A 23,542-nucleotide genomic window follows, 5' to 3' on the forward strand; every position below is an offset into this window, starting at 1 on the left:
ATATCGCGATATGGTGTTTTTTTGTTTTTGAAAGATTACTTCAAGTTATCTCTGTAAATTTTAGCTTTTTTGATTTCTGTTTGAATGTCTTTACGAGAAGCATCAAAAGTTAAAACTTTTTCAAAATCTTTTACTGCGTTGTTATAAGCATCAGTTGCAACTGCTTTATTGTAATTCGCAACTCCGGAAGTTCCAACTAAAATACCATAGTCACGGAAAGCTAGCGCTCTATTTTGATAAAGCTTCACATCACTTGCATTTAATGCAATCGCTTTAGAATAATCTTCGATAGCAGATTTTAATAATGCTTCACGAGCAGAACTGCTCAATTTTGTAGAAGTTTGAGTCGCTAAATTATTATTTGCTTTTCCTTTAAAATAGTAACCGTTTGCATTTTTACTGTCCAAAGCAACTACTTTTCCGAAAGACTCTGCTGCCTTTTTAAATTCGCCATTCTGAAATTGAGAGTAACCTAACATATATAATACATCTGGATCTTTACTTTCCACTGGCAAAGACTTTTCTAAGTAAATTGCTGCTTTTTTGAAGTCACCATCCAATAGTGCTTTTTGACCTAAACGAACATTTGGATTCGAATGCTCTTCCTGTTTTGCTGTCTGTGCAAAAGATGAAAGTGACATCAAGGCAAATGCACCAGTAAATAAGCCTAATTTAATCGATTTAAGAGTCATATTTATTTAATTACGTTTCAATTTAAAGTATTTAATTCATATTCAACCGCTTAGTTTGTGTTGTTGAAATTTCGTTTTACTTGACTTCAACATACAACGCTAAATGCGTATTCAATATTACAATTATTATGCCTATTTACACAATAATAAATTGAATAATGTGACAAAACTCACATGTCAGACTGTCTTTTTTTCTTAAAGCACTGCATTAATGGATCATTCGTTTTCAAATAATAGGTTGGCATCTTACTTGCAATACCCTACATTCACAAATTTAAAATAACTTTTTATCAGAATTACGACATGTTGTCATAAACTGACATAAAAATATTAATATACCTTAACATAATATGAGCAAATTCGAAACATTTGATTTCAATCAGGCGATTCCCATTATATCTGAAGATACCGAATTCTTTCCATTATTAAGTCAACAAGATGAAGATGACATGCGCAATGCAGAGATTCCGGAGTCACTATCGATTTTGTCTTTACGCAATACAGTTTTATTTCCTGGAGTAGTTATTCCAATTACTGTGGGTCGGGATAAATCCATCAAATTAGTTAAAGACGCTTACCAAGGAGATAAAACAATAGGTGTTGTAGCTCAAAAGGATATGTCTATGGAAGATCCTACTATTGATGAGCTTTATCAAGTCGGAACTGTAGCACATATCATCAAAGTTTTACAGATGCCTGATGGTAATACAACGGTGATTTTACAAGGTAAGCAACGTTTTAAATTGCTTGAAGCTGTTCAGACCGAACCTTATCTAAAAGCTAACGTCGAGAAATATAAGGAAGAGAAACCGAAGTCGACTAAGGAATTTAAAGCCTTAATAGCGACTTTAAAAGAGATGGCTCTTCAAATTATTCAACTATCGCCGAACCTACCAAGCGAGGCAGGTATTGCCATTAAGAATATCGAGAGTCCGACTTTCCTTATTAACTTTATTTCTTCTAATATCAATGTTGATTTAATTCAGAAACAACAGTTATTGGAATTATTAAATGCTGATGAGAAAGCTCGCCTATTATTAGAGTTATTAACTTCTGAAATTCAAATTTTAGAACTTAAAAACCAGATTCAAAATAAAGTAAGAATAGATTTAGATAAACAACAACGCGATTATTTCTTAAATCAACAGTTAAAGACGATTCAAGAAGAATTGGGCGGAAACACTCCCGATTTAGAGATTATCGAATTGAAAAAAAGAGCATCAAAGAAAAAATGGAATGAAGTTGTTGCTAAGCATTTCGATAAAGAAATTGAAAAATTAGCACGGATCAATCCTGCTGCCGCAGATTATTCTGTTCAGATCAATTATTTAGAATTATTACTTGACCTTCCTTGGAATGAGTTTACAAAAGATAATTTTGACCTGAATAGAGCACAAAAAGTACTGGATAAAGACCATTATGGGTTGGATAAAGTTAAGCAGCGTATTATTGAGTATTTGGCCGTATTGAAATTGAAAAACAATATGAAGGCTCCTATTTTATGTTTAGTAGGCCCTCCGGGAGTCGGTAAAACATCATTAGGGAAATCTATTGCAAAAGCATTAGGCCGTAAGTATACTAGAATGGCCTTAGGTGGTGTGCGTGATGAAGCAGAAATCAGGGGTCACCGAAAGACGTATATTGGTGCAATGCCAGGTCGTATCATTCAATCTTTGAAAAAAGCAGGTGCAGCGAACCCTGTATTTGTATTGGATGAAATTGATAAGATGAGTGCTGACTTTAAAGGAGATCCATCTTCTGCCCTATTAGAAGTTTTAGATCCGGAGCAAAATACGAGTTTCTATGATCATTATGTTGAGATGGAGTACGATTTATCTAAGGTCATGTTTATCGCTACAGCTAACTCCTTAAATAATATACAACCAGCTCTCTTGGATCGTATGGAGATTATTGAAGTTAATGGTTATACGATCGAAGAAAAAATTGAAATTGCCAAGAAACACCTTATTCCGAAACAGCGTGAAGCACATGGATTAACAGCAAAGGATATTTCGTTGAAATCTAAAATTATTGAGAAAATAATTGAAGAATATACGCGCGAATCTGGTGTACGTGGTTTAGAGAAAAAAATAGGTTCTACTGTCCGTGGTATTGCAACTCGCATTGTTATGGAAAAAGAATACAATGTCAATATTAATGATAAGGATCTTGTAGAGATTTTAGGTGCTCCTATTTTTGATAAAGATAGTTATGAAAATAATGAAGTTGCTGGTGTTGTTACAGGGTTAGCCTGGACTTCTGTCGGTGGCGATATATTGTTTATAGAGTCAAGTTTGAGCCCAGGTAAAGGAAAAATGAGCTTAACAGGTAACTTGGGCGATGTGATGAAGGAATCAGCTTCCATTGCAATGGCTTATCTACGTTCGCATGCTGAAGAATTTGACATTGATTACCGCGTTTTCGATCATTGGGATGTACATATTCACGTTCCAGCAGGAGCTACACCAAAAGACGGGCCTTCGGCAGGTGTAACCATGTTGACGGCATTAACTTCCCTATTTACACAGCGTAAGGTTAAAGAAAACTTAGCAATGACAGGTGAGATTACTTTACGTGGAAAAGTTCTTCCTGTTGGCGGTATTAAGGAGAAGATTTTGGCAGCTAAGCGAGCGAATATCAAAGAGATTATTTTATGTAAATCTAATCAAAAAGATATTGAAGAGATCAAAGAGAGTTATATCAAAGATATGAAGTTTCACTATGTGACGGAAATGGCTGATGTCATTGCGCTCGGATTATTGGATAAAAAAGTCAAGCACGCAAAAGATCTGACTAAAGGATTAGAGCCAAAGAAATAGTCAAAATTTTTCTAAAAATTAAAAGCCGCTATAAATAAATTTTTATAGCGGCTTTTACATGTAGACACATGAGCAACTCTGACTAGACGTCGACATACCTGAAATAATTAAATAAAAGATTGGAAAGGTCTATAAACACAAAATGCTTTCCGTTAGGAAAAGCAAGTGTCTAATTTGTGATTTTAAAAGCGTTGAGAATTATTTCTCAAGCTTGTCATTTTCTTTTTTCAATGCTACGGGACGATCTTCTTTGATTTCCGTTTCCATAAAACCCCAGTTAGTCATGTAATACATGTATGGGTTTTGTTCAATTTTTGATTTTCTTGTTCTTTCTCTTTTTATCATATATATATTGTTTTGATTACTTCATATCACTCAAATATCGAGCCAAACTATCCTTAATACTGTTTATTAGTAATTATGAGTGTTCCTGCTGTTCTTTTGTAAGGATTACACTTAACACTTACAAATTGTAAATACTCGAAATGATACCAGTTATTTTCAAGGCTAGAATAAGTGCTGTTAAATATTAGTTTTGACTTCTTTAATATCCAAAAGTTTAATTGACAACTAAAAACAGCTATTATATACTATGATTTTTAATGATTTACAGCACCTATACATGAAGGTGGATGTGCAAAATTGTATTCTTTAGGGGGAATCTTATTTCTACAATCATCAGAAGATGTAGATAAATGCTCAAGAATATACGCTTATGGTGAAGGTATCATAATGAAGAGATAATTTTTAAAAAATTTACACTAGTATCAGATGTTGTTAGATAATAAACCGGGCATTTAATAAGCATGAAATGCCCAGTTTATTATATACAAGCTTATTTTTGATAATTCAACTACTGCTGTATTGCGCCTAAGACTTGAGCAATTTTTTTAAAAAGTTCGGTATTCTGATAATACCCCAAAAAGTTTTGAGCCCAGGGGCCATATGCCATTACAGGCACCATCATCGAACTGTGATCATTAGACGCAAAGCTGGCTTGTATACTGCCTGTTTTTACATCAGCATCTAATAAAGATAATGCGCCGGTTTCATGGTCTGCTGTTACCACCACAAGTGTCTCACCATTCTGATCAGCATAACGAAGTGCTTCGCCGACTGCCTGATCAAAATCCAAAGCTTCTGTTACCACATAGTTTAAATCTCGCGCATGGCCACCATAGTCAATCTGAGCCCCCTCGGCCATAATAAAGAATCCACTTCCCATTCCATGAAGTTTACTGATGCTCGTTGCGAGCAATTCTTTTAAAATAGTACCTCTACCATCTTTGACAGCTACCATATCTTGTTCATTAAAATAAGCTACTGTTTTCTCTGATTTGGCGTTTTTTAATCCGGTTAGGTTATCAACAACTTGATATCCGGCTTGATTTAATTTTTTTTCCAATTCATCTTTTCTTTCTTTCTCCCGATAAGGTCCAGGTAGTTCACCTGCCAATATTTTAACATCCTTATTTTCGATGAGCGCTTCTGTAATTGCAATGGATGCATTTCGGTCTATATTTGACGCATAAAATGCTGCGGGAGTCGCATCCGAGGCATCCCCTGTGGATAGTATTCCGCTTACCTTTCCAACTCTTGCTAATAGTTCAGGTAATCGCAGTAACCTATTGCCAGATGTGTCTACGCTTATCGAACCGTTATATGATTTATGCCCGGTAGCAATTGCTGATCCCCCAGCTCCTGAATCTGTATTACCTGGACTGGCTGATGCTGTTAAAGAGAACCCTACATGTTTCATCTGAGCCATATGCAACTGACCACGGTTGGCAACCATAGCAGCTTGAATATGACCTAATCCCATACCGTCTCCTATTAACAGAATCACATTTCTGACTGTACCCTTACTCCCATCTTTTGCAAAATTAGGTTGATACACAGCGTATGGTTTATTTGCCGTAAAACGTGAACTCTCCAAATCATTTAAATAAGCTTTTAGCACATCAGGATGATCTGTATTTAACCAGGTAACGCCCATTTTTTCTAATACTATCCACGTATTGACACTCTCAGGTGCACCCCAGAGACGAAATGGTTTACCCCATTTTCGTGCCTTTGCTCCTAGCTGTTCAATTTTCATTTGCTCTTGCTTCGTTGGCACCCCCTTCCCGTTCCATTGCGTATAGGTTCGTAAATTATCGCTCATCATAGCTACCCGTTGCAGTTGCTGGCTGGTGTATGTGTTTTCAAATCTACCGTCAAAGGATATGTAGTCTGGATAGTTTTTAAAGAGAGCAGGTGACGGCATATTGCCACTGATGACAATTTGAATAGCATATTTATTTTGTTTGGGATCTACTAGGTAACGATAAGGTGCTAACAGGTTTACTAATTTTGGCATCATAATCTGAAAATCTTCTTTCAGATCTAAAACCAGCTGTAAGTTTTTACTGCTGTCAGCAAAGGGATGTTGCTTATTTTGTTTAAATAAGTTTGCCAAAGGCTTTATATATAGATTTTCCAAGGTTCGTCCTGCTTTGATATCTTTAGCCTCATGCGCAACATATAAGGTATCATCTCGTAGGAATAGGTCTGCTTCAATGGATTCCATTCCCGCATAATAAGCACGTAACATGGGAATATCCTGTTCATAATCATTATGACTATGACCACGAACCCGAAGTACATGGTGCTGTTGATGCGTACTATACATGAGTTTATCAAAACGATTAACAGCTGTAGCTGTTTCCTGCGCATCAAGTCTGACCACTATGCCAACTAATGGCAGTATTAATAATAACTTAGCAAATTTCATTTTCATTCTTTCTATTGGACAAAAAACGACAGACCTGATCGCTCTTTCGCATCTTTCTAGCCTGTCGTCTTTGTGATTTAAGTTATTTGTAGGATAATTTTACCATCCCTCATTTTGACTGATCCCAGAATTACTCAAATCTGATGGCGGAATTGGCCATACATGATGAATAGCAGGATTAAAAGTTCGGGCAGGCCAAACTTGTACTATGGTGTAGCTAGAAGTTGGATCAGTTTTAGCAATATGTTGCCTTCCGGTTGCTGGTCGTGCGTAGGCCGCTTGGGCATCACCCCAACGAACCAAGTCACTATGCCTATCGGTATATTCTGCAGCAAACTCTGAACGACGCTCTCTTTTTAAATTAACCATTGTTGCGCCACTTATTGCAGGGAGCCCTGCGCGGTTACGTACCAAATTAATCTCCACATCTCCAGATTTCCCTTGTTTAATCTGCGCTTCGGCTTTCATCAAAAGAATATCTGCATAACGGATTAAAGGAATATTTAGATCAGAAGTCGGATAATCTCCACTTGGATTTAAATGTTGATCCTTTGGAAAACGGAAAGGTTGCATATACTTTTTGAACTGAAAACCAGTTTGAGAATTAGACGAATAATATTTCCGATCCAATCCGAATAACGTAAATGTATCGTTAAATTCAAGTATGGTTGCCTTTTTACGATTGTCACCTGATTCGAAAGCGTTATACAATTCTAAAGTGGGGTGAAAATATCCCCAACCATTATAAAGTCCATAACCTGTATTTTCAAATAATACAGCCGGCAATATGGAACCCTGAATTTTATTAGAAACTACAGAAAAGATATATTCAGATGAAAAATTGTTTTCGATGTAAAAGACGCTTGCAAAATCTGTTTCTGGTTTTCCTGTATTAATTAATTTACGACCTGATCCTGAGTTGGTCACCATATCGCAGTACTTAACAACTTGCGTCCATTTACTCTCGTCATATCGTGCCCATTGCAAATTTGTTTTGGCTAAATAGGCATAAGCAGCGTCTTTATGCGCTCTTCCTAAATCACCTGCTCCATATGTGTTGACAAGTGGCAATAGCTCTGCTGCCTTTAAAAGATCCCCTTCAATCTGTGCTAAATTCTCCTTTACATGTGTCGGTCGTACAAATTTAATTTCATTCATATTTGCATCTGTAACGATGGGAACACCAGCACGTTGATCTCCATAATATTGTGACAAATAAAAATAGGCATAACCTCGCATGAAATACGCTTGTCCTAACACGTGTTTTTTTACATTATCGCTAATGCTCATAGCTGGCACTTTAGTGATAATGGTATTTGCACGTTGTATGATCTGATAAAATTTCTTGTACATACTATTAATACGGCTTTCAGCACCTGTAGCAGTAAAATTACGCACTGCTGCTGATCCTGCATCTGTACGTCCTGTTACCATATCGTCCGATGCGTTGATAAACCAAAACAAACCTCTTCCGAAAATATTATCGTCATTGAAATGTTCATAAAGACCATTACTGGCAAAGATGGCATCTGCTTCTGTCTTCCAGAAGTTTTCATTGGTAATTGATCCTTTTGGAGTCAGATCAGTAAAACTCTTGCTACAGCCCTGTATACCTATACTCAATCCTACTAATGCTATTGTAATGTATTTGTATTTTTTTATGGATGGTGTTTTCATGATTTTCATTCTTAAAAATTAACATTTAATCCTATCGTGTATGTCTTGGCTAAAGGATAATTCGCTACATCTAATCCAATACTGCCGACCTCTGGATCTATACCAGAATAAGAGGTAAAGGTGAACGGGTTTTCCGCAGAAAAATAAATCCTAGATTGCAGTTTATTCAAAAACTTAGGTAAGTTATAGCCAACAGTAATGTTTTTTATACGAAAATAATCGCCACTTTCAAGGTACCAATCTGATATCGTTCCGTAATTAGCATTTGGATCTTTAGAAGAAAGTGCTGGAATATTACTATTTAGATTATCCGGTGTCCAGGCATTTAGGACACGATTATCCAGATTATAACCCTGTAAGCCCGCATTATAGGCTGTGAATTTATATCCGTTAAAAATTTTTGCTCCTGAAATACCATAGGTTAATACATTTAGATCAAAGTTTTTATAATCTAAATTAAGGGCAAAACCATAGGTGAACTTAGGAACCGCACTACCCATATATACACGATCATCAAAACTGATTTTACCGTCACCATTTGTATCTTCGAATTTTAAATCACCAGGACGTGCAAAGGGTTGAATAAGCTTACCATTTAGGCTATGCGCCTGTACTTCTGCTTCGGAATTAAATATTCCGGTATTCGGAATCAAATAGTAAGAATATAAGGCTTGTCCTGGCGTGGACCGATATGGAGACAATATACCCCTAACCTCTCCTGGATTTTCAATAAATTCGCTATTAACTCCATTCAGATGTAATACCTCATTACGATTGAAGGCAATATTAGCATTTAAACCAAGTCTCCAATCTCCAAATTGATGATTATATTTTCCGCTAAATTCAAATCCCTTGTTCATCACGTCACCTGTATTAATTGTAGGGCCTCTCTGCATACCTGAGTGTGGATCTGGAAGAATTTCATTGATCATTCCGATGGTCTTTTTCCGATAATAATCTGCTGTAAAACTTAACTGGTGAAATAAAGTCATATCCAGACCGATATCCCATGATTCGGAAGTCTCCCAGATGAGATTAGGATTACCTTGTTTGATCATTGCAAAATGGCGTACCAAAATACCTTCCGACCCTAAAGGTGTGACAGTACCGCTATTCAAAGGTAAGTTATATGCGTATTTATCAACAGTTTGAATGTTCCCGATCTGACCCCAAGAAGCGCGTATTTTTAAATCATTAATAAAGTCACTTTTAAAAAATGATTCTGAAGAAATTTTCCAGGCTCCCGAAATTGATGTAAATACATCCGATCGATTATTTATTGGTAAGCGTGAACTGCGATCCTGCCGGATACTTGCTCCTAAATAATACCGTCCTGCATAATTGTAATTAACACGAGCAATAGCAGATGTTAGTGCATCTTCCCAGACATCACTTGTTGGAATTCCTGGTATAGATTGTGCATTTTCGATATATTGATACCAATCGTCTTCCCGTTCAAATCCCATTCCCTGAATGTAGTATTGTTCATACTTTGTTTTCTGGGCAGAGTATACTGCTACAGCGTCAATCTGGTGATCACCAAAACGTTTCGTATAATTCAATTGCTGATCCCAAATCCAACGATCTGTACGAGCTTCTTCTTGCGTCAAATAATTGTTGCCATTTGATCTTCCAATTTCTGGTATTTTGGGATCAAATCTTTTTAAAGAATACCGATTTATATCCAAAACAAAATTAGATTTGAAGGTTAGACCATCCCATAAATCCACTTTGGCAAAAACATTACCATTGAGGTTAAGTGTCGGATTGTTAACTGTTGGACGTAGAAGTAAAGCTACTGGATTATAAGTATCACCATATGCAGATGAAAATTGCGATAAATTAAAAGGAACAGTACCGTGAAATAATCCTTTCTCATCATATACAGGTGCTGCAGGATTCATATAAATTGCATTGATGATCGATCCACTATAACTGCTAGATGTATTTGTACCTCGAGCGGTGGTATGGTTGACATAAAAATTTTGTCCTAATGTCAATCGATCAAAAAAATCAAATTCGGATTTCAAACGATAAGCAAAACGTTTGTAACCTGTATTCAGCAATAAACCTTCCTTATCGTGATAACCAAATGAAGAATTATACCTGGATCGTTCTGATCCACCAGACACCTGCGCATTTGCATTTAAAATATTCCCCGTTCTGAAGATTTCATTCATCCAATTGGTACGGGTTTCCTGTCCCCAAGGATTTAATGTCGCATTATGACCATCGGCAGGATTCACTCCATCTCTTTTCGCTGCATCATTATAGGCCTGGGCGTATTGTGTCGCGTTCAAAGCAGTCGGTAGATTACTCGCATTTTGCCAACCTCGATACAGATCGACACTTAGTTTGGGCGCTCCAGCTTTACCGCTTTTAGTTGTGATCACGATAACTCCAGATGATGCCTGAGCTCCATAGATAGCTGCAGAAGCTGCATCTTTCAAGATATCCATGCTTTCAATATCATTTGGATTGATAGGTCCGCCATAATAGGGTGCTCCATCGACTACATAAAGTGGCGATTCGGCGTTTAGTGTCCCCATTCCTCTAATCATCACTTTAGGCATTGCCGAAGGATCGCCACCTGCAGACATCACCGTTACTCCTGCAACGTTTCCTTGCATCAGATCTGCCACGTTAGTTATTGGACGAGCAACATTTTCTGCGACATTAGGTAAAGAGCTTACAGCAGTTGTTAAATCTCCCCTTTTTTGCTGACCGTAACCAATGACAACCACCTCATCAAGAGCTGAAAGTTGCTCTTTCAATGTAATCAAAATTGAGTTACTATCACCACTCTTTATACCTTTAAGATCTTCAAGGTAAGATTCGTACCCAATCATGGAAACCTTGATCTTATACTTCGCATCTTCATTTAATTCTTTAAATACAAATACACCTTTTTGATCTGTCGATATACTCGTGACAACTTGTCCTTTCGTATCTAAAAGTACAACCGTCGCTCCTGTTTTGACAACACCATTATTATCCATAATGGTACCTCTTATTTGCCCATTGGACTGGGCATAAGATTGCAGAGCAACGGAGATCGATAGCATTGTCAATAATGCTCTTAACTTCATCGGGTTTCTTTTCATTTCATTTAGTCTTTTAATTTGTAGGTGGTTTGTACCGCATGAACTAAAATTTAAACGGTATTATTTACTTCTTTTATTGCTTTTTATTTTTAATGATTATACTGTTATTGCTATGGGTATAGGTAAGTTCATTCATCTGACAAATAATGGATAACATAACATCCAGTGGATAATGTTCTTCAAATTTCCCAGTAAAGGATAGTCCTTCAAGAGATACCTCTTCTAGATTAATGATTACACCCTTTAGTTTTTCAATCTTTGAAAACACCTGTGTAAGTGGCGTCTGATCAAACTGCAGGCCACCCTCTTGTTTATGTTCGTCTGATTTCACGTTGTCCGCTAATTTTAGATTGTTCGCTTTTTCTTGTCGATCAACTAATAAAGCTGTTTTAAAATGATCATCAATCAATAACTGTTGTCCAGGCTTGAGCACCTGATCTTTCATTTCAAATGGACTGCGATTCGTTGATTTCACAACTATTTTTCCAGATATTAACCTAACCGATAATTTACTTTTAGTATAACTATCGACTGTAAATTCAGTACCAAGTGCCGTTGTTGTATAACCGTTGGCGGATACAATAAATGGTCGTTGCGCATCATGGGCGACATTAAATCTCGCTTCTCCAATTAGTGTCAGTTTTCTATCGATGTTTCCATATTCTTTTGTATAATAAATATTACTATTAGGGGATAAAATAATCCGAGATCCATCTTTCATTTTATAGGTAAGCGTATCTGTACTGCTGTTGGCAAGTTCATATATGAGTGGTTCTGGTATTTGTACTGTTGTACTGGGAACAGGCAAATTTGTTTGGACAAAGTGATACCCAAATATTCCCATAGCCAATAAAATGGAGGCGGCAATAGACCAGCCTATTTTTAAACGACGTCGATTAGGTAATGCTTTGATCACTCCCATTTTTTCATGAATACCGAATAACATCTGTTGATACTCTTCTTCTGTTGCCAATTTTTCGTTTTCATGTACTGTTGCAAAATCATTCCGAAGTTCCTCCATTAGAGGGTGTTTGGAATCTTCTAAGTCGGACAATAGTTTATGCTGATCCTTTTTAGAAAGTTTTCCTTCCCAAAAACGAGTAATTAAATTAAGAATCTGTTGCTTCATCAATAGTAAATACACAGGAAATTTCCAAAGGGGATGCTTTTGTTGTTAAGAAATTATTAATAAAACATCAATTAAACATGTGGATACATCGTTTAATACTAAAGACATGATCACGTATGAGAAAGATTATATTTGAGCCTTAATGTAAACGCAATACTCTTCCTTTTTATACATATCAAAAAAAGACAAATAATCTTTGGGAGAGATGAATCACCCAACGTATTTAAAAAGAAATAATAATTCGAATTTTACGGAGGTACAAAGGATTATTTTTTTTGTAAAAAAGCCTTTTGTAAAAGTTATGAAGCGGTCTACTATGATTCTGATCAGAATGTTCCGGAGATAAGGCAATAAGGAGTGGATAAAAAAAATTAAAGATTCGCGAGAAGAAAGACGATGAGTAATGATCTTTCTGCATAGGCAGGGTATTGCTTAGCGACATATTCTCTAATGGCTTTGTTCGATTGTTTGAGATAATCTGCTACCGATTGTGGGCTAAGTCCTAAAAGATCAGCTACATCTTCTTTTGTGCGCCCCTCATAACGACACAATTTAAATACTTCCCGTTTTCTTTTTGGTAATACGGCAACGGCTTCTTCCAAGATTTCCATTTGCTTATTGAAAATTTCTTCTTGAATACTGCTATCTTCCTCGGCATAAATTTCTTCGGGATAATTGGCAATATACGCAACTGATTCTTTCAACTTACTGCGTAGAACATTCAGCGATTTATTATAACTAACAACAAATAACCAGCCTCCAACAGGACGATCTACCTGTATCTTAAATCGATTCTGCCAAAGCGATAAAAAAACATCTTGCAACACTTCCGTCGCTAATTCACGATTATCGATTAATTTTAGAATATTTGCATGTACAGGTTTATGATACCGCGCATACAATGCATTGAAAGCCTTTACGTCTCCCCTCGACATTGCTACGATTTCTTCAATTTCTGTTACCGTTTTATTCATGTTAATTGATATGTTTTATCTTCTACATCTGTGGTTTTGTGGTTTGAAAACCACGGGCAAATTTATTTAAAAAACAAACAGCTTAATCCTTTTAGGAGGTTATCAAATTGTTAAGAATATGGGTTGTTTCTGGTAATTAAATAATTGGTTACTTATCGTAAATATACAAAAATGATCTACATTACAAAATAAGATTTATGCAGTTTAATGGATGACTTGTACAAGGGTAATGCTATCATTCTGAAATTATATTTCATCACTATCTGAGAGAAGCGAATTGCAATAGATGTAAGGCAGATGGAGAAAGGGAAATTTACATATACTATGAATACATGGGAATTTAAGTCACTAAAACCTGATTTTGGAAAAACAAGACAGAACTAGTATACAAAAATAGCTAACCTGTAATATACAGATTAGCTATTAAAATCATAATGCTTATAGCAGGTCAAGACCACTACTTGACACTTGCAGCTACAATTTCTGCAACGGAGGGAATACCTGTTTTTTTCCATATAGGTTCACCATTCTTATAAAGAATTAATGTTGGTATGGAAGTTATTTTAAAATCTTTAATTATTTCAGGATTTGCATCGATTTCTACTAAAATTGTTTTGATATTATTTTCCGCCTTGCTGTTGATTGAATCTAATACTGGTATTACTTTTTTACAAGGCGGGCAATAGTTTGATCCGAAGTCAACGAGAACATATTCCTGAGATTTCAATGCTGTTTTAAAATCAGCCAATAGAATTCTATTTTTATTTACAGTTGCTACCTCTACTGGATATCCTGCTCCGATCCAAGCTGAAATACCAGGTGCCAAAACATAGATCTTTGTAAATCCACGTTCTGCGAGTAAATTAGCGATTTTTGTAGATCGCCCGGTTTGGATAGAATAGATAAAGACTGGTTGACTTTTGATTAATCTACCCAATTGCTGTTCATAACCTTTAACGGCAGGATCGATCTGACGAGCTTGTGGTAAATGTGCCTGTTCATATTCTTCAGCACTGCGAGCATCTAAAATCTGAGGCTTATCCTGTTCGCTTATTTTTTCATGAAATAACGCCGCTTTTACGCGAAAATCTTTTTGTTCTCTCTTTTCCTTCTCTATCGGAGATGATTGGTTTTGTCCTTTGCCATCAAACACTGTGATGACCAATAAAATTAGGATTAATGTAATCTGTTTTTTCATTTGTTAAACACGATATAAATTTTGAATTTTCTTAAATTGTTACGAGTTCATTTTTTAGAAAAGATAATTCACTAGAAACGGAAAGCGGGTGCTGCTATTTCTTGTGTCTTACTTTTTCTAAATTCTTTCATAGATACCGGTTCACGATCCTCAAGTTCGGCGAAATCAACAACACCGTTATTTTTAGCCCATTTGAAATATGCTTGAGATAATTGGGATACCACATCATGATTTTGGCTAGCAACATCTTTTATTTCAGTAGGGTCGTTTTCTAAATTATACAATTCCCATTTATAAGAGGGCCAAGTTGAGATCAACTTCCATTTGCCTATTCGAGCCGCGCGATTACCGGCACGTTCCCAGAAAAGTCCTTCAGGTCTGTCAATTTTATTCTTATCATCAAAAATAACAGGTAACAGATTTTTACCTTTTAAATCATTGGTTTTTAAACCCTTGTATGTTTTTGGATATGTCGCTCCTGCTAAAGCGTAGAATGTTGGTGCTAAATCAATAATATGTCCCGTCCCATTTTTAATGGTATTTGCCTGTATTCGATTAGGAAACCAAGCTATAAATGGTGTATTAATACCACCTTCATATGTGTAATCTTTAAATGCTTTATAAGGTGTGTTGGAAGCATATGACCAGTTTTTACTCTGTGATTCATACGAACCTGTAGTGCCTACAGGCCCTGAGTTTATTCTTGCGCCATGATGCCACTTCACCAAATCTTCAGCCGGAGCTCCATTGTCGGATAAAAAAACAATGAGTGTATTATCCAGTTGATTATTGTCTTTCAATTTCTGGATAAGGTGACCAATACTCTGATCTAAGCGGTCGACCATAGCGGCATATATTTCCATTTTCTTTGCCCACAATTGACGTTGATCAAAAGATAGTCGGTCCCAATCGTAAATATCTTCATCACGTATTGATAATTTGGTATCAGGTGTAATTAAACCTAACTCCTTCTGACGTTTAAATCTTTCTTGACGAATTGCTTCCCAGCCTTTATCGTATTTCCCCTTATATTTTGCAATATCCTGAGGTAGCGCTATTAAAGGCCAGTGTGGAGCTGTATGAGCTAAATAGAGGAAAAAGGGTTTTTTATCATCTTTTACTTGATCCAAAAATGATAAAGCATGTTGATTGATTACATTGGTAGCATAGTTTTCAGGAAGTGGATATCCTTGTGCATCTGTTTCACCTTTAAAACCCGGCGCACCTGAATCAGAACTCTTTTCATCCTTTGGAAATACGAGATCAAAACCACGCTGCCAAGGAAGGCTCGTCCCTTTGCCAGATACATGCCATTTGCCGGATGTGATGGTGTTATAACCGTTTTCCTTCAATACTTCAGCAAGGGTTAGTGATTCTTGATTAATATATCCTTGATAAGCAGGTAATCCGAGGTCATTAGAAAAATAGCCTACTCCAGCTTTATGCTGATACTGCCCTGTCAATAAAGACGCACGAGTGGGTGCACAAATGGAATTATTATAGAACTCGCGTAACCGCAATCCTTCTGATGCAAGCCGATCTAAGTTGGGGGTTTCAATCTCACCTCCGTATGCACCAAGATCTGAATAACCCAAATCATCGGCTAAGATTAGCACGATGTTAGGCTTTTTTTGCTGTGCTACACCAAGTGTCGTTAGGCTTGCAGTTAAATATAATATGGAAAATATTTTTTTCATGGTAATGTTTGATTTTAAATGTTAGCGAAATGAGGATTGTCCTTTGATTCGGTCATAATTGACAACGTCGTTTTCCTTTGCCCATTTTCGATACAGTTCTTCAAGCTGTTTTACAACTTGAGGATTCTGAGACGCGACATTATGATTCTCTCCTCTATCTGTATCGATGTCATATAACTCTACATTATTCCCGTTACGATAGGTAGACACCAGTTTCCATTTTCCGAAACGGACAGCTCGATTGCCGGCACGTTCCCAAAATAAAGCTTGATTACGCTCCACCTGTGCCAGATCAGTATTTAACAGTTTTCTAAGGCTCACTCCGGGAAGTGTATTGGTAGCGGTCCCATAATTCGTATTTGGGTACTTTGCTTGGGCATAATCATATAATGTTGGAGCAATATCAATTAGATGTCCAGTTCCTCTTTTAATGGTGTTGGCTTTTACTTCCTTAGGGTACCAAACAATAAAAGGAGCGCCAATACCGCCCTCGTATGGGTTATCCTTGTAACTTCTTAATGGTGAATTTCCCGTTTGTGACCAATTGCTATTTTGCACATCATAAGATCCTGCAGAACCAACAGTACCCGTGTTTCTGCTTGTATAAATACGGGCTCGATCACCACCTTGTGCACCATTGTCAGACAAAAATATAATGATTGTATTGTCATCAACTTTTAACTCTTTTAGGGTCTGACGAATCTTACCGATACTTTGATCCACACGATCAATCATACCTGCAAATACTTGTTGTCTTCTTTTCCAGTATTGTTGCTCATCATAGGTTAATTTATTCCATTCTTGCGTTAATGTATCTTTAGCACTTATTTTCTGCTTTGCAGGGAATACGCCTTGTTTAATAGCGTTTTCATATCGTTTTGTGCGTAAACTGTCCCAACCAATAGTATAAGTCTCCTGATACTTTTGCGTTTCTTCTTCTGGTGCCTGTAGAGGCCAGTGTGGTGCATTAAAGGCTAGGTATAGAAAGAATGGCTTTTTATCTTGATGTTGCTCTTTCAAAAATCCAATTGCCTGATCGGTAATTTCATCGGTCAGATATCGATCTTTAGGTAAATAGAAGGGTTTATTATTCTTGTACAAAGGCACTGTCGCTTCAGTAGAATCGCTGATTTCATAAAAATTAGACGCACCTCCTACAAAATTGAACGACCGTTCAAATCCTCGTTGTGCCGGCCACTGATCGTAATCGTCCCCAACATGCCATTTGCCTGATATAATAGTGGAATAACCTGCCTTTTTTAAGACTTCTGCCAACGTTGGCGATTCTTTATTCAAGAAACCTTGATATGCAGGAAGTCCAAGGTTTACATTGAAATAACCTAGTCCTGCCTTATGGGCATATTGCCCTGTCAATAAAGATGCTCTTGTTGGAGCACAGATCGAGTTGTTATAAAATTCTTGAAAACGAGTTCCTTGAGATGCCAATTCTGTTAGATTTGGGGTATGGATATCAGATGCACCATATGGTTCAATATCTGAAAAACCGAGATCATCGACCAAAATCAAGATCACATTTGGACGTTTGTCCTGGGACCATCCAGCGAGGCTGCTTAAAGTCATTAAGAGCGTCAATAAATAATAGTTTCTTTTCATTATGTGAAATTTTTAATGAATGTGAATTGATTTTAATTATTAACCCAATCTGGATGCTGTTTAAGATTTGGATTTAAATTCAGTTCGCGTTGTGGCGTGGGAAAATGAATATGTCTTGGAGCCGCATTGGTTTTACCTGCGGCCTTTAGTTTTGCAACATAATAGGTTGCCCCTCTGCGCGCTAAGTCAAACCACCTTTGATATTCAAAAGTTAACTCCTTCCTTCTCTCTTCAAATACTGCTTCTCTAAAATCATCTTTACTTAAATTTTTTTCGATATCACCTGTTGCTGCACGCACTCTAACTTTATTTAGAGAAGTCTGTGCTAGTAAAGTTGATCCATTGAGCTCATTTTCAGCTTCTGCCAATATGAGCAATACTTCAGCATAACGAATAATGGGTAAATTTTTAGAAGATTGACTTTGGTTGCCTACTACACTCTCATCATAATATTTATTAAATTGAGGTTTTGCAAGAGCATAATACTTACCATCGACCGGAGAAATCATCCCTGTAGTAAATGTGGTATTTAAACGTTTATCCTGTTTAGAAAAAGTACCATATAAACCACCTTCAGCATGCCAAGCATCCGCATAGTCACCATTAATACCCGGAATATCCGCAGGTGCAGATCTACTTGCAAGCGAATTTCCCTGATATCCACTGTTCCCTTTGAATTGTGCAGAGAAAATATGTTCAATACCGTTTTTCTTATCGATATTGAATACATCCGTAAATTCGGGAAACAAATCATATCCCTCTTTATCAATTACATCCTGTGCTTTTAATTTTGCATTTGACCAATCTTGTTGTGTTAAATATACCTTTGCCAGTATACTTTTGGCAGCTCCTGATGAAGCTCTTCCTTTATCGTTGTCACCGTAAGATTTATAATTGGGTAGATTTTCTGCATCTTTAAGATCTGCAATAATTTGGTTATAGACTTCTTTTTCAGAAGCCTTGGTCACATAAAGCTCTTCCGTGCTAAGTGATGTTACAGGTTTTAGAACCAAAGGAACGGGACCAAACCAACGAACTAAATTAAAATAATGCAGTGCTCTTAAAAACTTGGCTTCATTAATTAAACGCTTACGGATTGCGTCATTAATCTTTTCAGGTGATATCAAAGCGATGTATTCAATATTTTGATTTGAAGCATTTATAGCGTCGTAACTTTGTTTCCACAATTGTTCCATACGGTCATTCGATGCATCGTGTGTCAAGTTACTGATCGCACGTACATGTGCATTCCGCGCTCTTGGTCCGGCTTCATAATCATCAGTCGCCATTTCTACTCCAATTTGAAAAAGACTATTATAGATGGACTGTCCGCTTTCATATAGTTTTCGATATGTTCCGTTAACAGCAGAAACAGCTTGATTTTCATTCAGATAAAATTGCTCAGAAACCAGTAGACTTTCCGGTTTCTCATCTAATTTTGAGCATGATACGATTCCAATCAATAATGTGGATGCGAATAATATATTTGTAATTTTCATGTACCTCTGGATTAAAATGTTAAAGAAAGACCTACTGTGAGGGAGCGTGAAGCTGGATAAATTCCAGAATCTGTCCCTATCTGTACGTTACTACCTGATGTCACTTCAGGATCAAAACCTTTGTACTTACTCCAGGTAAGTAAATTTTGTCCAGATAGGTATACATTCAAATTGGATATTCGAGTAGCATTTAATACATGTTTAGGAATGGTATAGCCAAATTGAAAAGACTTTAATCTGACAAATGAACCATTCTCAACAAACTGATCTGAAAAAATTGGAGCAGGATCTAATTTCGCTCTAGGATAGCTTTGACTGGCATTTGTTTCAGTCCATCTGTCTAAAGCATCTGTTGATGCATTTTGTTGTCCCGTAAACATTTCCAAGTTTTGACGATTGATATTAAGTAACTCATTGCCAACTGTTCCTTGTATTAAAAAAGTAAGATCAAAGCCGCGATAAGAAAGCGTATTGGTTAGTCCAAAAATAAAATCTGGTTGTGCATTTCCAATGATGCCACGGTCATTTGCTGTTGTAAATTTACCGTCACCGTCGATATCTTTGTAAAGACGATCCCCAGCTTTTGGTATGGCATTTCCAGTAAATAAACCTTTAGTTGATTCCTCTCCTTTTTGTAAAATTCCATCGATCTGTGTGCCATAAAAAGTTCCGAGAGGTTCACCAACTTTAATGATATAATTTCCAGAAATATAAGATTGTGCTCCTGTACCAATGGTTAATACTTGATTTCGATTGAATGAAAAGTTCACATCTGTATTCCACACAAATTTTCCATTTAGGTTCCTGGTTTTCAAGCCAAATTCAAATCCTTTGTTGGAAACTGAACCAAAATTCTGTAAAGAAGATGCATAACCTGATGTCCATGGAATTTCAACATTAAGTAATAAATCGGTGGTTTTTTTGTAGTAGTAGTCTAAGGTAAACTGTAGTTTACTGTTAAATAGCGCAATATCAAATCCTCCATCATACTGATAGGTCGTTTCCCAACCTAAATTTTTATTTGGTATACGTTGCGAAGCAAAACCGGTTACTATTTTATTGCCAAATAAATAATTTAAGTTATATAATGTCGAAAGCGACTGATACTGACCGATCTCCTGGTTGCCCGTAGTTCCAAAACTAGCTCGGATTTTTAAATCATTGATCGCACTGAACGTTTCTTTAAAAAAGCTTTCGTTGCTAGCTCTCCATGAAAAAGCTAAAGAAGGAAAATTTCCCCATTTATTATCAGCTCCAAATCTAGAGCTACCGTCGCGCCTGATACTGGCTGATAAATAATATTTATTGGCATAATTATAATTTACACGAGCCAGATAAGAATGCAGTATCCAAGAATAAGCATCGGAATTTGGACGGACAAGGGTTGATCCACTTTGCAGACTGTTATACAAAAGATCATCCGTTACGAAATTTTCAGCTCCCGCGTTGAAGGTCTCATTCTTTGCTTCCTGTTGCGTAAATCCAACTAAAGCATTTAAATGATGATCTTGAAAAGAAGTGGTATAGTTTAACGTATTTTCATTCAGCCATGAATATGAATCTAGATTACCTAAATTTGCTTTTCCATTGTTACCTGCTCCCTCGTAGATGTAAGAAGGCAAATAAAATTTATCGGTCCTATTGTTTAAATCTACACCTAATAGCACTTTCGCTTGAAGCCCTTCTATAATATCATATTGAGCAAATGAAGTTCCCAAAATGCGTAATGCGTTTGATGTATTGGTGGTTTCTTTTAATGTTGCAATAGGATTTGCAAAAATGTTTTCAAACGGATTTCTTAATGTGTAAGATCCATCGGCATCATATATGGTTGCGGTTGGAGGCATTATCAATAATGCATTGACAATTCCTGATGGTGCAATTTGAGATGTTGTTCTGTTAATTGAAAAATTAGCGCCAACATTTAAGCGCTTAAAAGGATTAGCATTGATATTGGAACGGAAACCTAAACGCTTAAAATCTGTATTTTTAATTACTCCATCTTGGTCAAAATAATTAGCTCCAATAAAATATTGCACCTGTTCAGCTCCACCTGATAAAGATAATTGATGATTCGTAATCTGTCCATTTTGGAAAGCTTCTTTTTGCCAATTTGTTCCTGAACCTAATTGATCGATTTTGTCTTGTGTGAGGTACTGAAATTTTCCCAGATTGGGATAGGCATCATATAAGGCCTCATTGCGAAGAATAGCAAAATCTGGAGCTGTTAGGACATCTATTTTTTTTAACACCTGCTGTTGTCCTATACTACCATCATAGCTCAGTTGTACACGACCTGCTTTACCTTTCTTAGTTGTCACCAATATTACTCCGTTAGCACCACGAGAACCGTAGATTGCTGTTGCAGCAGCATCTTTTAAAACTTCAATACTTTCGACATCACTTGGATTGATGCTCGACATGGGATTGACAGGAGTTCCACTACCTACTCCAGTACTCTCTGTTTGATTATATATGGGAAAACCATCAATAACATATAAGGGTTCATTTCCCCCCTGAATAGATGCGCCTCCACGAATACGGATACTGACACCACCGCCCGGCTGCCCAGAAGTTTGCGTAACCTGCACCCCTGATATACCACCTTTCAAAGTCTGATCTAGCGATGATACATTCTGTTTCAATAAAGACTCATTTAAGGAAGCAACTGATCCCGTCAAATCGCGGCGTTTCTGCGTACCATAGCCTACCACTACGACTTCATCAAGATCTTCCGTAGTAGGGCTTAATTCAATTACAGTAGGTGATGTATTGATAACAATCTTTTTCTTTTCATACCCGACAAAAGATACAATCAGCGTAAAAGGGAGTTTTTGACCTGTGACAAATTGAAACCGCCCATTTCCATCTGTTTTTACACTATGTGTTACTGCTTCCAATTGCACAGTAACACCTTCAATGGGTTCTTTACTGGAAGCATCGATAACTGTACCAACTAAGGAGGCATTTATTATCGGTTTAGGTTCTATTTGAGCATACAGCGAATTCAGGCTGCGTATTAAGAACAAAATAAGTATAGAATACCGAAGTACTCCTAATTTTTTCATAGTTTTACGGTGTTTAATAGTGAATACTTACAAGTGCCAACGCCAATTGAAGACTTGTGGTTCATTATATCCAAACTTGGGGGAGCGTTAAAGCTTCCCCTATTTTTTTAAAGAAGATTTTTTGAAATTAGATGCACATTCGCATCCAGCAGGAAGGTAAATTAAAGGAAACATAATCAGTCACGGAGACTGCTCTTGTAGATGGGTTAGTAAGGTTGTTTTTCATAAACTTTGTTAAATAATGAATATTAATTTCGGTTTCGTTTGCCAACGCCAATTGAGTAACGATAAGGCAAATATAAAAATAAATTTAATAAAGTCTACTAACTAAGTAGATTTAATGTAATTATTTTTAAAACCTGAACTAAAGCACCATATAGCATCGTTTAGTAATCATATTATCTGTCAAACAAATTTTTATATTGACAACAATACCAATGCATTAACATCAAAAAAGGAAATGAAAAATCGGATAAAGCTAATCTGTAGCTATTATCCGATTCAGTTATTAAATTTTCACTAAAAATACAGGGGTAATTCTATTTTTTTATTGGTGCATGAACATGTACCATTTAGTTTGCATGATTTTTTAACCATTCTAAGCGTCTTTGATCAGCAAGATGTTTCACTTCGAAATGCTCAAATGTTGCATTAAAACCATTACCATCAGGACATGCCGCCATTAAGCCCACCATAACAGGTGTATTATCTTGTAAATAGGCATTACGCATTAAAGTATAATTTTTATCATCAAAAGAGTAAAATATCTCTACAGCATCCAACCTCCTTACAGCTTTTATCCATACGTATGGAATGGCTTTTTCTAGACTGATGATACTCCAATCACTGGTGCGGTGTGTCACGACAGTACTTAAATTGTATTTTCCATCAACAAACTCGATTCCTGCTTTAATATAATTTTCTTTATCAATCCGTAGCATCAATCCCATCTGATCAAATCTCGCTTTATAGTCAGCAGAAATTTTTACTTTTGTCTCAAACTCACCACCATAAGTTCCATAATAAAATGGAGCATCGTCAACAGTAAATCCATAATGCGATATACGCCAATAATCACTCTGGGGTGTTACGAACATACTCAGCGTTTGGTCTTTTACCTCCCACTTTGCCGGTTCATTAAACCACTGCATTTTCGTTAGATTTTGTGCCATTGTCAACTGTTGGCAAAGGACAGTCATCATAAGTAGTATTAATTTCTTCATCTCTGTATTCAAATAATCTTATAATTTTTTACTTTAGCAAAGGTATACGAGTGTTTAAAGATTATCAATACTGAT

At 36.5% G+C, this 23,542-nt stretch carries 14 protein-coding genes; 1 reads left to right on the plus strand and 13 read right to left on the minus strand.

All coding sequences use genetic code 11. The features are described 5' to 3' along the window. Nucleotides 1-35: 35 nt before the first annotated feature. A complete protein-coding gene (locus JAZ75_RS20375) occupies nt 36-692 on the minus strand; it encodes a tetratricopeptide repeat protein (protein ID WP_232789279.1) in 657 nt (218 codons plus the stop codon). Nucleotides 693-1,042: 350 nt separating this feature from the next. Here JAZ75_RS20375 and lon point away from each other — a divergent pair, with 350 nt between their 5' ends. Further along, entirely contained in the window at nt 1,043-3,511 is a 2,469-nt protein-coding gene (gene lon, locus JAZ75_RS20380; RefSeq protein ID WP_021190219.1) for an endopeptidase La, read from the plus strand. Nucleotides 3,512-3,709: 198 nt separating this feature from the next. On the opposite strand, the gene JAZ75_RS20385 is transcribed toward lon, so the two are convergent. The 12 genes from JAZ75_RS20385 to JAZ75_RS20440 all read right to left on the minus strand — a co-directional run bounded on the left by JAZ75_RS20385 (nt 3,710) and on the right by JAZ75_RS20440 (nt 23,467). Next, on the minus strand, nt 3,710-3,856 hold the full coding sequence (locus JAZ75_RS20385; protein ID WP_021190220.1) for a hypothetical protein: 147 nt from the start codon (nt 3,854-3,856) through the stop codon (nt 3,710-3,712). 508 nt (nt 3,857-4,364) lie between these two features. Then, complete coding sequence (locus tag JAZ75_RS20390; protein WP_208698024.1) at nt 4,365-6,284, minus strand: alkaline phosphatase; 1,920 nt, start codon at nt 6,282-6,284, stop codon at nt 4,365-4,367. A 99-nt stretch (nt 6,285-6,383) separates the two neighbouring features. Next, nucleotides 6,384-7,961, minus strand: a complete 1,578-nt coding sequence (locus tag JAZ75_RS20395) for a RagB/SusD family nutrient uptake outer membrane protein (protein ID WP_208698026.1) — start codon at nt 7,959-7,961, stop codon at nt 6,384-6,386. Between the two features lie 11 nt (nt 7,962-7,972). Next, on the minus strand, nt 7,973-11,065 hold the full coding sequence (locus JAZ75_RS20400; protein ID WP_208698028.1) for a SusC/RagA family TonB-linked outer membrane protein: 3,093 nt from the start codon (nt 11,063-11,065) through the stop codon (nt 7,973-7,975). 73 nt (nt 11,066-11,138) lie between these two features. Further along, on the minus strand, nt 11,139-12,194 hold the full coding sequence (locus JAZ75_RS20405) for a FecR family protein (RefSeq protein ID WP_208698030.1): 1,056 nt from the start codon (nt 12,192-12,194) through the stop codon (nt 11,139-11,141). Between the two features lie 371 nt (nt 12,195-12,565). Beyond that, entirely contained in the window at nt 12,566-13,168 is a 603-nt protein-coding gene (locus tag JAZ75_RS20410) for an RNA polymerase sigma factor (protein WP_132768299.1), read from the minus strand. Between the two features lie 457 nt (nt 13,169-13,625). Continuing rightward, nucleotides 13,626-14,366 (minus strand): thioredoxin domain-containing protein, encoded by a 741-nt coding sequence (locus JAZ75_RS20415; RefSeq protein WP_021189396.1) that lies wholly within the window; start codon nt 14,364-14,366, stop codon nt 13,626-13,628. Between the two features lie 71 nt (nt 14,367-14,437). Next, complete coding sequence (locus JAZ75_RS20420; protein WP_208698032.1) at nt 14,438-16,063, minus strand: arylsulfatase; 1,626 nt, start codon at nt 16,061-16,063, stop codon at nt 14,438-14,440. A gap of 21 nt (nt 16,064-16,084) precedes the next feature. Further along, complete coding sequence (locus JAZ75_RS20425) at nt 16,085-17,677, minus strand: arylsulfatase (protein ID WP_208698034.1); 1,593 nt, start codon at nt 17,675-17,677, stop codon at nt 16,085-16,087. Between the two features lie 32 nt (nt 17,678-17,709). Continuing rightward, the gene (locus JAZ75_RS20430; protein ID WP_208698036.1) at nt 17,710-19,176 is read right to left on the minus strand and encodes a RagB/SusD family nutrient uptake outer membrane protein; all 1,467 of its coding nucleotides are present in this window, start codon (nt 19,174-19,176) and stop codon (nt 17,710-17,712) included. Between the two features lie 11 nt (nt 19,177-19,187). Then, on the minus strand, nt 19,188-22,244 hold the full coding sequence (locus JAZ75_RS20435) for a SusC/RagA family TonB-linked outer membrane protein (RefSeq protein WP_208698038.1): 3,057 nt from the start codon (nt 22,242-22,244) through the stop codon (nt 19,188-19,190). A gap of 572 nt (nt 22,245-22,816) precedes the next feature. Further along, nucleotides 22,817-23,467, minus strand: a complete 651-nt coding sequence (locus tag JAZ75_RS20440; RefSeq protein WP_132839746.1) for a DUF1349 domain-containing protein — start codon at nt 23,465-23,467, stop codon at nt 22,817-22,819. Nucleotides 23,468-23,542: the final 75 nt, after the last annotated feature.

This window comes from Sphingobacterium sp. UDSM-2020 (assembly GCF_016132525.1).
Classification (GTDB): Bacteria; Bacteroidota; Bacteroidia; order Sphingobacteriales; family Sphingobacteriaceae; genus Sphingobacterium; species Sphingobacterium anhuiense.

Bases quoted from the DNA above. Each gene is read 5' to 3' on its own strand.
- lon (WP_021190219.1), top strand. From the start codon at position 1,043: ATGAGCAAATTCGAAACATTTGATTTCAATCAGGCGATTCCCATTATA.
- JAZ75_RS20420 (WP_208698032.1), bottom strand. From the start codon at position 16,063: ATGAAAAAAATATTTTCCATATTATATTTAACTGCAAGCCTAACGACA.
- JAZ75_RS20390 (WP_208698024.1), bottom strand. From the start codon at position 6,284: ATGAAATTTGCTAAGTTATTATTAATACTGCCATTAGTTGGCATAGTG.
- JAZ75_RS20430 (WP_208698036.1), bottom strand. From the start codon at position 19,176: ATGAAAATTACAAATATATTATTCGCATCCACATTATTGATTGGAATC.
- JAZ75_RS20405 (WP_208698030.1), bottom strand. From the start codon at position 12,194: ATGAAGCAACAGATTCTTAATTTAATTACTCGTTTTTGGGAAGGAAAA.
- JAZ75_RS20435 (WP_208698038.1), bottom strand. From the start codon at position 22,244: ATGAAAAAATTAGGAGTACTTCGGTATTCTATACTTATTTTGTTCTTA.
- JAZ75_RS20425 (WP_208698034.1), bottom strand. From the start codon at position 17,677: ATGAAAAGAAACTATTATTTATTGACGCTCTTAATGACTTTAAGCAGC.
- JAZ75_RS20400 (WP_208698028.1), bottom strand. From the start codon at position 11,065: ATGAAAAGAAACCCGATGAAGTTAAGAGCATTATTGACAATGCTATCG.
- JAZ75_RS20440 (WP_132839746.1), bottom strand. From the start codon at position 23,467: ATGAAGAAATTAATACTACTTATGATGACTGTCCTTTGCCAACAGTTG.
- JAZ75_RS20415 (WP_021189396.1), bottom strand. From the start codon at position 14,366: ATGAAAAAACAGATTACATTAATCCTAATTTTATTGGTCATCACAGTG.
- JAZ75_RS20385 (WP_021190220.1), bottom strand. From the start codon at position 3,856: ATGATAAAAAGAGAAAGAACAAGAAAATCAAAAATTGAACAAAACCCA.
- JAZ75_RS20410 (WP_132768299.1), bottom strand. From the start codon at position 13,168: ATGAATAAAACGGTAACAGAAATTGAAGAAATCGTAGCAATGTCGAGG.
- JAZ75_RS20375 (WP_232789279.1), bottom strand. From the start codon at position 692: ATGACTCTTAAATCGATTAAATTAGGCTTATTTACTGGTGCATTTGCC.
- JAZ75_RS20395 (WP_208698026.1), bottom strand. From the start codon at position 7,961: ATGAAAACACCATCCATAAAAAAATACAAATACATTACAATAGCATTA.